Raw genomic sequence first — 13,018 nt, 5'->3', positions numbered from 1 at the left:
TATTCCAATGAAATCTATGATAAAAAGTCTGCAAATATTGGTCATCACTGTCCTATTTGCCAACTGTTCAAAAGATACCGGGATCCAGCAAATCATTGTGGAGCAACCTAATTCCTTTGTTTTGTCGATTAACGAATCAAGTGAGCTGCGTTATGCTATTAAAGCCAACGACAAGATTGGTATTAATGGCGCCGCATATCCGGTACTTTATAACAGTCTGGTCAGTCTGTATGACGTACCTGTCAAACCACAATACCTCATTTATTACCCTTCGGATGCAGAATTCTCAGAAGACAACAAGCTGAAATTTACCTTGCCGGAGACGCAAAAATATGTTAACGGCGGTATTGATCCGGCCGCCTATCCACTTTATAGCTTAACGGATAACGAGGGATTGGATAGCATGACGATGAATCCAATCTGTGGTGGGTTAAAATTGACGATACCTGCTAATGATCAATTCAGTGCTATTACCTCGGTATCCATAACCTCCGAAACAGACGTCCTGGCAGGTATTGTTCAGGTCAATGGAGAGAATGGCCAACTGGAATTTGTCGAAGAACAGGCTTCAAAGAAGGTCACTCTAGACGGAGAAATAGATATTTCCGAAGGTCAGAATCTGTTCATCGCACTACCTCAAGTTGTGTTTAGTGACGTTCTGAACGTTAAATTCACGACGCTAAAAGGCATGGGAACCTGTACGATCGACCTGACTGGAAAAGGCATAGAAAGTGGTAAGGTATTGGCAGTAGAACTGGAGGATATAGACTGGCTGGCGAAAACAGATTACTATGGTAAAGCGAACAGCGTCATCGTGGCGCCTGGCACGACATCCGTTACCGTAGATTGTACGCCTTATTACACGACCAGTTTACTATATACTTACGAAAATCATCCGAATGAGGATGAAGGTAAATTACCACGTTCGGCAAAGATGTTATGGAACGATGTATCGCCCGATTTTGTCCGTGACGTCGCCCTCACGGCAGATGGCAAGTCTTTTACAGCACAACTTAACGGACAGCCGGGAAATGCCGTGATTGCTATTTATGATAAGGAAGATCCCGATGCAGCAGATGCGAAGATATTGTGGTCTTTTCATCTCTGGGTGACAGAGACGAACGACATACCGCTCGGCACAAATGGCAAAGGAAACACCTACACCGTTTTGGATCGCAATCTAGGTGCTGTATCGGCCATCGCGGGCGATTGGCGTTCGATCGGTATGTTGTATCAATGGGGGCGTAAAGATCCGTTTGTCAGTACCGGCACGGTTGGTCAAAATAGCAATGCGACCATGTACAATCGTCATGGTACGGTGAGCCTGCCCGTCGTTGCTGGAGGAGGAACAACGGGTACAATTGAATACGCCATCCAAAACCCGACAAGATTTATACGCTCTTCGCAGACCAGCAGCAGTACAGGTTCGTTGCCGTTCCGCTATGCGCACGATTGGTTGTATTATGCCGATGATGGTTTATGGGGAAATCCCGAAGGGTTTACTTTCCCAGCATTTTCTACATTACGTAAGTCTATCTATGATCCATCGCCGGAAGGCTATATGATTGCACCAGCGGATGTCTGGTTAAAGGCTATATCCGGGAACGACAAGGCTTCCAGTATATTTGCCGATGCCGAGTGGGACGCGACCAATCTGGGGTATCGTATGCCATACAACGACGTGGAGATCTGGTATACAGTAGGAGGATGGCGAAGCCGTAGCAATGGGAACTTGAGCAATGCAAATTCTACGGGGTATTACTGGAGCAGTACGGTGTCGGGCGCGGTCAACGCCAATGCCTGGTACATGAGCATAAATGGAGGAGGCGTTACACTGAACGGCGCGAACAGCCGTGCTAATTCGGCTTCGATTAGACCGGTAAAAATTGCTTATTGATAATAGATGAATAAGAATACAATCATGAGAAAAATAATATGCCGATTAGATAGTTTCCTGGTGTTTTTGGTTTGTTTGGGGTGTTTATCCTGCGCAAATCGAGAAACGAAATCATCAGGTTACGGTTATTTATATGAGGACTTACCGTTTGACATGCCCGTCCTTTCACAACCCATATTTCCGAACCATGAGGTGCTGATCACCGATTTCGGAGGCGTGGGAGACGGCACGACGTTGAACACAGAAGCATTTGCCGACGCCATGGAGTCACTGTCAGAAAAAGGAGGCGGGCGATTGCGCGTGCCGGCAGGTGTGTGGTTCACCGGTCCGATCGTTTTTAAAAGTAACATTAATCTGCATTTGGAGGATCGGGCGATTATCTTGTTTTCTCCCGACAAAGATTTATATCCTATTGTGGAAACTTCTTTTGAAGGTCTGGATACGCGTAGATGTCAATCGCCCATTTCGGGAAGAAATCTGGAAAACGTAGCGATTACCGGTAATGGTGCTATTGACGGCAACGGACATTATTGGCGTCCGTTGAAAAAAGAAAAAGTTTCGGAAAGCTTCTGGAAACGGGCGACTTCTGCTGGAGGGGCGTTCAAACGAGATAACTACTGGATGCCTTCTGCACAGTACCTGCATGGCGATACCATAAGCGATATGAACGTGCCGCGTCACCTAAAAACGGAAGAGGAGTGGATGTCCGTAAGAGATTTCCTACGTCCGGTGATGGTTAGTTTTATCGAATGTAGAAACGTTTTCTTACAAGGTGTGATTTTCCAAAATTCACCAGCATGGAATATTCATCCGCTGATGTGCGAAAATGTGATCTTGGACGGGGTGCAGGTGAGAAACCCATCCTATGCACAGAACGGTGATGGATTAGATCTCGAGTCCTGTAAAAATGCAATTATCGTCAACAGCACATTTGATGTGGGCGACGATGGGATATGTATTAAATCCGGTAAGGACGAAGACGGTCGGAAGCGCAACCGCGCGACAGAAAATGTCATTATCGACAATTGTACGGTGTTTAAAGGTCACGGTGGTTTCGTTATCGGTAGCGAGATGTCCGGCGGAGTTAAGAACATCTTGGTATCCAATTGTCAGTTTTTGGGTACGGACGTCGGGCTGCGGTTCAAAAGCCGCAGGGGACGCGGTGGTGTAGTCGAGAATATCTTCATTCGCGATATTAACATGTTTGACATCGCTACCGAACCGCTGCATTTCAACCTATACTATGGAGGTAAGTCGGTTGTTGAGACGTTAGAAGATGGAGATGAAGCTACAATAGTGGAAGAAATTCCGGCCGTGGATGAAACCACGCCAACATTTAAAAATATCTATATCAATAATGTGGTCTGCGCCAGCGCAAGAAGAGCGTTGTATTTTTACGGTCTGCCGGAGCACATGATTGAAAATATCAATGTAGAGAACTTCGTTGTCCATTCTAAAGTAGGGGGCGAACTTCTGGAATCGGAGAAAATCAACCTCAAAGATGTGGCAATTTATCCCGAAGAAGGACCAGTACTTACATTGCGCAATGTACGAAATGTCCATATCGAAGGATTAAAAACGGACGCTACATCGGCTATATTTGATGTGTCTGGCCGTCGCTCGTCCGATATCGCCATTCATGGTGATTATTCCGAAGAACAGATTCAGATCAGAAAAGATGCCACGTCAGATATTCTGAAATTACATACCGTCAATTAGTATGAAGCGAATGAGAAAGGATATAAAGTATACCATGACAAGTTTATGTCTTTCCCTGATGCTGGTATGGAGTACAGGGTTAGATGGCCTGGCACAGTCGAGGCATTGGCAAAAGAATCCGCGTAGTCTACATTATACTGAAGATCAGGGTGATTTCCTGCTTGTTAACGGGAAGTATCGATTTAATCGTGCGCTTTATGGAAATCATAAGCCTTCGCGTGTAGAAGCCGGAGATTTGCCGGAATTTGCCTTGTATATGCCCGGTATGGCGGGCAACCTGCAGTTTGTTTTGGAAAAGGGAGGGGTATATAAAAAAATGATTGAAGCGGAGCACATCGAAACACGATATCGACCGGGATCGATGGTGTATCGGGTGCAGGATCCGTTGATTGGAAGCGGTTATCTTGATATTGTGGTGCTGGCGCAGGCAGATGAAGAAGGGCTTATCGTTAAGCTGGAAGCTCATGGCGTACCTCGCGAAGTAAAGTTGCATGCTTTATATGGAGGAGCAAGCGGACGAAAATTCAGTCGTGGTGGAGACATCGGTGCAGACCCCGAATCGGGTTTTTATCTATTGCCCGAATATGCGAAAGACAATCGTTATAAGTTGGAGAAGAATAGCTTTGAGCTAATATATCCGGACGGGAAAAAGAACGAAGAATTTGTTTACGGTACATTTTCAAGTACGGCGCAACTTCAGCTTTCCGATGCAACGGTATTGGATGATCTGGCACAACTTGGTCGAAAAGGAGCAGCAGAAAGTCCGATTGTGTACGCGACTTATACGTTACAAAAAGCGCCGATATATATTCAGGTAGCGAAAGGGCCGTTGGAAAAAAAGGTATATCGCGATGATATGCTTCAGGACCGATATAACCGCGCCGAACAAGCACGGTTGCAATTGACCGGGCGGGTTAAGTTAAAGACACCCGATCGCTTTATCAACACGTTTGGAGCTGCCTTGGCAGTTGCCGCCGATGGCGTTTGGGAAAGTCCGACTTTTCTACATGGCGCAGTGGCCTGGCGTATGCGCTTAAATGCTTGGCGTGGGGCGTATACGGCCGATGCCTTGGGCTGGCATGACCGGGCAAAAGAACATTTTTCGAGTTACGCCAATTCGCAGGTACTGGAACCGGAGTCTGCAAAAGTAGTGATGGATACGGCCTTACATTTAGCCCGGCATATCGAAGAGATGGGCACAGCGATGTTTTCCAGCGGATATATATCCCGACATCCGAATAATAACACCGTGGCGCATCATTATGATATGAACCTCGTGTTTTTCGACCAGTTGTTTACGCATTTCGATTATACTGGGGATACGACTTATCTTCGGAAGATGTGGCCTACGATCGAACGACATTTGGCTTGGGAACGCCGGAATTTTAAAAGAAATGGGTTATATGATGCCTACTGTGCGATTTGGGCAAGCGATGGTCTGCAATATTCGGGAGGAGGAGTCGCCCATACCTCGGCGTATAATTACCGGGCAAATATAGCAGCGGCAAAACTGGCGAGGCTACTGGGGAAGGATCCATCGATCTATGAAGAGGAAGCGAAGCAAATAGATGCGACCATGCGTGAACGGTTATGGTTGGAAAATAAGGGATATTTTGCGGAGTATCAAGATGCTTTGGGAAACAAACTGGTGCACGATAAACCAGGTTTATGGACGATTTACCATGTTGCGGATGCTTACTTATTAGATGATTTTGATAGCTATCAAAATACCCGATATATTGATAATTACTTACCGCATATTCCCATTGAAGTAGAAGGAAAGGAACACGAAGGGCTATATACGTTGGCAACGACGACCTGGCAACCTTACACGTGGTCGGTAAATAATGTGGCGCTAGCTGAAAATCTGCAGGGAGCCTTGGCCTATTGGCAATCCGGACGTCCAGATGACGCTTTTCATTTGTGGAAGAGTAACGTAATAGAAAGTATGTATCACGGAATCAGCCCCGGGAATTTCCAACAGTTATCCCATTACGATGCGTTCCGGGGAGAACTGTATAGAGACTTTGCCGATCCGATTGGTGTGGCTTCCCGTACATTAACGGAAGGACTTTTTGGTTTCTTCCCCAAACTGATGGATGAAGAGATCCTGATAAAACCGGGATTTCCACAAGCCTGGGACTTTGCCGAGATCGAATTGCCGGAATGGCGTTATGCGTATAAACGGGAACAAGGAAACCTATCTTTCCATATCCGTACGCAATATGAACAGGCCGTCCAGCTGAAAATGGAAGTTCCGGTATCGTATGCACAGATAAAATCGGTTAAAGTAAACGGCAATGTCGTATCGTGGTCTATAAAACCTTCGTCGATCAATAGACCTATCTTAGTATTTGATGCGCCGGCAGCAAAGGAATTTGAAGTCGAGATTATCGGCGGAAAACAACTTGAATTCATGTCGGTAGAGCCTGTGGAACATCCCTATACCGAAGAACTCGAACTTCCTCTTCCAGCGGGTGTGGAGATGACGGACGTATATGATCCGCAAAAAATCCTTGGTGACCAGCATAATGAACGATTTTCCTTTATTCAGCATACACAAAAAGGTACGTTTTTCGTGAAACTCCGTCAAGAAGAAATGACCTGGTGGCAGGCCATCAACATGGATTTAATTCAACCCATTCACGCTGATTTTGAACAGCGGGATAAGCAGCACTATCTTATACTAAAAAACCGAACAGTAGAAAATAAGACAGTATCTATTGACGGAATGGGGATTAACAAGGAGATTAAGCTTTCTTCATCGGAATCGGTGGAAATAACCTTGCCAACTACCAGGTTGTCCATGGGTACGAATAAACTTCGAATTCGTACAGGCCAAGATCAATGGACCGCACGTTATATCGTTTGGGATGTAAAAAATCAAGGGACATATCAACAGCAAGATTTGTCGACTTTTTATAATGCGCGTGTCCACGATATTTTTGAGCAACGTTATCTATCTCCTCGAACTGATGTACCCACATTGCAGTTGCCTTGGCAAGGAATTGGTAATTGGTGCTATCCGCTTATTGAAGCAGTCATCGACGACAGTGGCTTGATGGCGGCTCGAAAAGAGCAATCCGTGACTTATTTAGGTATTCCATTTCTGATTAAAGGCAATGAGAGAAATGTATTATTTACCAGCCAATGGGATAATTACCCAACGACTGTTGAGGTACCTTTGCAAGGCAAGGCGGAAAAAGCCTATTTGTTAATGGCGGGATCAACAAACCCCATGCAATCTGAAATGGTAAACGCGCGTGTGAAAGTGACATACACAGATGGAGAGGAAGATATATTAAACTTGAAGAATCCTACCAACTGGTGGCCGATTGAGCAGGATTATCTGGATGATAACTATGCCTTTGAAATTCCAGACGAGGAGATCCCCTACCGTGTTCAGTTAAAAACAGGAGAACTGTATAAAGGTGGAGAATTGCCTAAATATACAGAAATAAAAGGTTATACGAACCGCGCTGTGGATGGAGGTGCCGCAACGATATTGGATTTGCCTCTGGATAGTTCCAAAACACTTAGATCGTTACAATTAGTGAGCGAAACCAATGACGTAGTTGTCGGGATTATCGCACTTACTTTATTCACAAAGTGAGCATATTTCGAAAAAATAAAACAAATAATTATATGAGAAGAAATTTGATAACGGGATTTGGTGCATTACTTCTAATCTTCGCCTCTTGCCAAACGCAGGAAAGTGATAAAATTGACCGGAAAGCGGTTGTACAGCGCCATAATATCGTAAACCAATCGGCGGATACACTTGCCTCATTGACCGTGGGAAATGGCGTATTTGCCTACACGGTTGATGTCACTGGTATGCAGTCCTTCCCGGAATACTATAAGAAAGGGGTATCGCTGGGTACACAATCCGAATGGGGATGGAATACCTTTCCAAATGATGGAGACTACAAATTTGAAGAAACCTTGAAATCGTATGATTTCAATAATGAAGGGCGGGATGCAAAGTATAGCGTCCAACATAAAGAAGGGGGAAGAAATACCGAAGCGACAGAATATTACCGGGTGAACCCGCATCGCCTGCAGCTCGGAAATGTAGGATTGGCGTTTACGTTAAAAAACGGCGCGCAAGCTACAGTGGACGATATTCAGCAGGCTGAACAGACGCTCGACTTATGGACCGGTCTTATCCATAGCAAATTTATGATAGAGGACGAACCGGTAGAAGTTTGGACCGCTGCAGGACAATCTACCGATAGAATTGCTGTAAAAGTTTCATCGCCATTGATTGCTGCCGAACGTCTACAGGTATTTGTGCGTTATCCGTATCCGTCAGGCCAGTTTTTGGATGAAGCAGCTTATTATGGAGAAGAGGATAAGCATCAGAGCCGTATTGTTTCTGAGGGGGAGCATGCTGCCGTTTTAGAACATACGCTTTCGGGAACAACTTATTTTACAGGGTTGAACTATTCCAAGGGGACAATCGCCGAGGCAGGTAAACATTATTTTGCCTATCAACCGGCATCGGACCTCGAAACATTTGAATTTTCCTTTGCTTTCGCGGAAGAAAATGGCTTTGGAGCTAGTGAATCCGATTACGAGAAGACAGCACAGGAAAGCGAAGATAGCTGGCAAGCTTTCTGGGAAAGTGGTGCGGCTGTAGATTTTGACGGTAGTACCGATCCGAGGGCAAATGAATTGGAACGCCGTTTGGTCCTGTCCCAGTATCTTACAAAAGTACAGTGCGGTGGTGACAACCCTCCCCAGGAAACGGGCTTGACATTTAATAGTTGGTATGGTAAACCGCATACGGAGATGCACTGGTGGCATGGCGTTCATTTCGCACTTTGGGGACGCCCCGAAATTATGGAAAAAACATTGAATTATTATTTCCACACATTCGAAAAAGCAAAAGCACTAGCGGAACGTCAAGGCTATAAAGGAGTGCGGTGGATTAAGATGTCTGACAACGACGGGAACGAAAGCCCTTCTTCGGTGGCAGCATTCCTTATTTGGCAGCAACCGCATATCATCTATATGACAGAACTGGCCTATCGTGATAAACAGGATAAAAAGGTGTTGGAAAAATATAAGGATCTCGTGTTTGCAACAGCCGAATTTATGGTGGATTATGCACATTACGATAAAGAGAAGGATCGTTATAATCTTGGTTTAGGGGTTATCCCGGCACAAGAAGTTTTTCCAGCAGCGAAAACAATCAATCCAACTTACGAAGTAGCCTATTGGGATTGGGCACTGCGTGTTGCGCAGGAATGGAAAGAACGTTTGGGCGAACCACGTGTAGAAGCTTGGGACGAAGTGATAAACAAACTCGCAGCATTGCCGGTGCAAGGCGACGTTTATCTGGCAACCGAAACAGCGACGGATTCCTATACATTTCCCAAATGGATGACAGACCATCCTGCCGTGCTTGGTGCGTTGGGAATGGTTCCTGAGTCTCCGAAATTGGATAAAAGCATTATGAAGAATACGTTGGATACGGTATGGGCTAAATGGTCGTGGGAAAAAACTTGGGGTTGGGATTTTCCGATGACAGCAATGAACGCAGCTCGCTTGAATTTACCCGAGAAAGCGTTGGATGCGCTCTTTATGGATATCCAAACAAATACCTATCTCAAGAACGGACACAACTATCAAGACGGGAGGTTGCGTATCTATCTGCCGGGCAACGGAGGGACGCTTACGGCTGTGGCGATGATGCTGGAAGGTTGGGACGCTTCGGAAGGTGAGTTACCGGGTTTTCCAAAGGACGGATCTTGGAAGATTAAAAAAGAAGGTTTTAAAAAGATGCCTTAAAACGAGTATATGAAAAAGATATTGTTATTTGTGTTATTGGGCTGTGGAAGTATTGCTTCCATAGCGCAAGACTTCACGACGAAGAAAGAAGTGGTACAGCAACTACGTTTGGCCAATGACTATTTTATGAAAAAATGGCCAGATCCAGGTAAAACGATCATCACCAATAAAGAGCGCCGTGGAAATATATGGACGCGAGGGGTGTATTATGAAGGCTTGATGGCGTTCTATAAGATCGATCCGGAAAAAAGATATTACGATTATGCAGTAGACTGGGCAGAGAAACATGATTGGAAACCGGTACGTGGTGAAGTGTACACCCGTCATGCTGATAACCAAAACTGTGGGATGACGTATATTGATCTCTATCGCATTGATCCACAACCTGTGCGCATCGAAGCGATCAAAAAGAACATCGATTCGGTAATCAATAGCGGTCGCCATAATGATTGGACCTGGATCGACGCCATACAGATGGCGATGCCGATTTTTGTGAAGCTGGGCGTGACCCTCGACGACCCCAAGTATTTCGATTACATGTACAAAATGTACCATCATATAAAATATGTAGAAGGCGGTAAGGGGTTATATAATCCGGAAGATCAATTATGGTGGCGCGATAAGGATTTTATACCCCCTTATACCGAACCCAATGGCGAGGACTGTTATTGGTCCAGAGGTAACGGATGGGTATTAGCTGCATTGGCGTTGGTTCTGCAGGAATTACCAGAGACAGATACACATTATACGGAATACTTAGATGATTTTAAAAAGCTGGCGGAGGCATTGGTCCCTTTGCAACGGGAAGACGGTTTTTGGAATGTGAGTTTGCACGATCCGAATCATTTTGGAGGAAAAGAGACATCGGGAACGGCTCTTTTTGTATACGGCATAGCCTGGGGTATGAACAATGGTATTTTGGACAAAGCAACATATTTACCTGTGGTAGAAAAAGGCTGGACGGCCATAAGCCGTGAATCTATCCAGCCAAATGGTTTTTTGGGATACGTCCAATCCACGGGGAAAGAACCTAAGGATGGGCAACCGGTAACCGTCGACAAAGTACCGGACTTTGAAGATTACGGATTAGGTTGTATATTGCTGGCAGGAACGGAGGTGTATAAGATGGTGAAGTAGCGTTTGCAATTTATAAAATATCATGACTAAATATATTTTGTTTTTCATTTGGATGGCCTGTTCCATCTCGTTTGTTTTTGCTGAGGTAGAGTTACCGGCTATCTTTAGCTCAAACATGGTGTTGCAGCAAGATAAACCAATCTTGATATGGGGACAAGCAACAGCTGGAGAGGCGGTGATGGTGCGTTTAAAAGGGAATGAAAAGCAAACTGTTGCAGATGATGCCGGCAAATGGAAAATAAAATTTCCCGCACAAAAAGCAAGTTTTGATGCTTTTGATATTCTCGTAGAAGGGGAGAATATGATCCGTCTGGAAAATGTGCTGGTAGGAGAGATTTGGTTATGTTCCGGTCAATCCAATATGGATTATAACATGAAACTTCGTGACAACTATCGGCAACCCGGTCGAGGAATCGATCTGGCTGCGGAAGAGTTGAAGAAACCCGCCAATCCCCATATCCGGCTATTTCTCGTCGAACGAAAGAAAGGTCAAACAGCAGATGTGGGAACAAAGGGTTGGGAGATCTGTGATGCTACGTCATTAGCTCCTTTTTCGGCTCCCGGCTATTTCTTTGGAAAAGAGTTACTGGAAAAAGTGAATGTACCGATCGGGCTAATCAGCTCTTCCTGGGGAGGCAGCCGTATTGAACCTTGGACACCGGAGTATGCATACCGTAAATCCCCCCTGTTCTCGGAAGAAGCTGGAAGCGATGGTGAAACAAAAATCGATAACTCGCCTGTAGGTGAGATGTACGAAGGGATGATCCGCCCATTGGCACCTTTTCCGATGCGGGGTTTTATCTGGTATCAGGGCGAGAGCAATGTGATGTTTCACGATGCCCGTTATTACGATAAACAAAAACTGTTGATTGAAGCTTGGCGGGAAGTATGGCAGGATGCTAAAATGCCTTTTTATTATGTACAGTTAGCGCCTTATTATTACAGCAAACGAAAAGACAAGATGCAGCATACGCCCGAGATCCTTCCCTGGTTTTGGGAAATCCAGACCCGTTGTATGGATATTCCCTACAGTGGTATGGCCGTAGTCACAGACTTGGTCGATGAGTTATCGGATATCCATCCTTCCTACAAATGGGAGGTGGGAAGACGTTTGGCACTTTGGGCATTGGCGAAAGACTATGGTCAGAAGAATCTGGTATATTCGGGACCCCAGTTGAAGCGAAAGAAGATTCATAAGAATAAGATTGTCTTGGAATTTTCTCATCTTGGTAGTGGATTAAAACAGGACGGAGAGACTTTGACATGGTTCGAAATAGCCGGAGATGATGGGGGATATCTACCAGCTACCGCCATTGTAGAAGGGAACAAAGTTATCGTATCTTCGGAAAAGCTAGACAAACCTCAGCATGTACGTTTCGCTTGGAACGAAGCCGCACGCCCAAATTTTTTCAATAACGAAGGATTACCGGCTTTATCTTTTAGGACAGATAAAAAAGAGTTTGCGCAAAGCCCCCATCAATTATATGTCAAGGAAATTCATCAAGGACCTATTGTAGATCATCTTCATGCTGACGTAATAGCAAGTAAGAATAAATCCGGATTTGAAACCGGTCAAATGGTTAAGATAGACGGCGTGTACCACATGTTCGTTAACGAGATGTTTGATCGTCCACATAGAGATATGCGAATTGCCTATTGGACGAGCGTAGATGCCGAAAATTGGAAACGCGAATCGACTATGGTGGAAAGTATTCCGGGACGATCTCCTTTTAATCCGAAATCTGAGGTCTGGGTGACCGGCGTTGAATTTAACGAAGAAGAGAATGCCTGGAATATTTTTTATGTTGCGTATCGTGCCGGAGATAAGGAAAAGGGAGAAATAGAAGGGAATGATTATGCTGGCCGGATTTGGCGAGCAAAATCGGTCATTCCCGGGAAAGACGGCATTGCCGGTCCGTATGCAGAGATGGGAGTCATCATGCAACCGGACGAAAACTCGCAAGCGTGGGAGGGTGAACAGGCTGTTGCAGCCTTTAATCCATATAAAGTAGGAGATAAATGGTACGCCTTTTACGATGGGCATACGCATACACCACGTGGTGATTGGCCGGTGGGAATGGCAACGGCTGAAAAGTTAAGCGGACCATGGGAAAGAATGCCCGAAGGGCATAATCCAGTTCCGATCTCGCCGGAGTTTAACGAGAATCTACAAGTGACGGAGCTGAAAAATGGTGGCTATTTGGCAATCTTTGATTCTATGGGAGATCATGAAATCGCGTATAGCCTTTCTCAGGACGGCATCCATTGGCAACCTGAGGTACGGTTGAAGATTCAGTCCGATGATAACCTATGGGCAGAACCCGGTGATCATGCTACCCGTACGCCACTCGGCGCGGTGGAGGAAGAAGACGGTACGTTTACCGTAGTTTACACCGCCATGTATAAGAAAAATGAAAAGACATTTTATGGATTAGGTAAGTGTACGTTAGCTTGGGAGAAATAGTTAAA

The 13,018-nt window shown here is 45.2% G+C and carries 6 protein-coding genes; all 6 read left to right on the top strand.

All coding sequences use genetic code 11. The annotated features are described in order from the left end of the window. Positions 1-7: 7 nt before the first annotated feature. From H8B21_RS02685 to H8B21_RS02660, 6 genes are read left to right on the top strand one after another with little or no spacing between them, the layout of a single operon-like run. A complete protein-coding gene (locus tag H8B21_RS02685; RefSeq protein ID WP_223814789.1) occupies positions 8-1,897 on the top strand; it encodes a DUF1566 domain-containing protein in 1,890 nt (629 codons plus the stop codon). A 24-nt stretch (positions 1,898-1,921) separates the two neighbouring features. Then, the gene (locus H8B21_RS02680) at positions 1,922-3,616 is read left to right on the top strand and encodes a glycoside hydrolase family 28 protein (protein WP_190312235.1); all 1,695 of its coding nucleotides are present in this window, start codon (positions 1,922-1,924) and stop codon (positions 3,614-3,616) included. A 10-nt stretch (positions 3,617-3,626) separates the two neighbouring features. After that, positions 3,627-7,229, top strand: coding sequence for a DUF4450 domain-containing protein (locus H8B21_RS02675; RefSeq protein WP_223814788.1), 3,603 nt, complete (start codon positions 3,627-3,629; stop codon positions 7,227-7,229). Between the two features lie 32 nt (positions 7,230-7,261). Next, positions 7,262-9,412, top strand: coding sequence for a hypothetical protein (locus H8B21_RS02670; protein ID WP_190312234.1), 2,151 nt, complete (start codon positions 7,262-7,264; stop codon positions 9,410-9,412). A gap of 9 nt (positions 9,413-9,421) precedes the next feature. After that, on the top strand, positions 9,422-10,549 hold the full coding sequence (locus H8B21_RS02665) for a glycoside hydrolase family 88/105 protein (RefSeq protein WP_190312233.1): 1,128 nt from the start codon (positions 9,422-9,424) through the stop codon (positions 10,547-10,549). Positions 10,550-10,571: 22 nt separating this feature from the next. After that, entirely contained in the window at positions 10,572-13,013 is a 2,442-nt protein-coding gene (locus H8B21_RS02660; RefSeq protein WP_190312232.1) for a sialate O-acetylesterase, read from the top strand. The last annotated feature ends 5 nt before the right edge of the window (positions 13,014-13,018 follow it).

It is taken from the genome of Sphingobacterium chuzhouense (genome assembly GCF_014692525.1).
GTDB lineage: Bacteria > Bacteroidota > Bacteroidia > Sphingobacteriales > Sphingobacteriaceae > Sphingobacterium > Sphingobacterium chuzhouense.
The sequence above is the reverse complement of the archived record's forward strand: the minus strand, read 5'-3'. Positions and strand labels throughout refer to the sequence as shown.

What these genes read in the sequence shown, in the direction of transcription:
- H8B21_RS02675 (WP_223814788.1), top strand. Translation starts at nt 3,627, where the DNA reads ATGAGAAAGGATATAAAGTATACCATGACAAGTTTATGTCTTTCCCTG.
- H8B21_RS02665 (WP_190312233.1), top strand. Translation starts at nt 9,422, where the DNA reads ATGAAAAAGATATTGTTATTTGTGTTATTGGGCTGTGGAAGTATTGCT.
- H8B21_RS02685 (WP_223814789.1), top strand. Translation starts at nt 8, where the DNA reads ATGAAATCTATGATAAAAAGTCTGCAAATATTGGTCATCACTGTCCTA.
- H8B21_RS02660 (WP_190312232.1), top strand. Translation starts at nt 10,572, where the DNA reads ATGACTAAATATATTTTGTTTTTCATTTGGATGGCCTGTTCCATCTCG.
- H8B21_RS02670 (WP_190312234.1), top strand. Translation starts at nt 7,262, where the DNA reads ATGAGAAGAAATTTGATAACGGGATTTGGTGCATTACTTCTAATCTTC.
- H8B21_RS02680 (WP_190312235.1), top strand. Translation starts at nt 1,922, where the DNA reads ATGAGAAAAATAATATGCCGATTAGATAGTTTCCTGGTGTTTTTGGTT.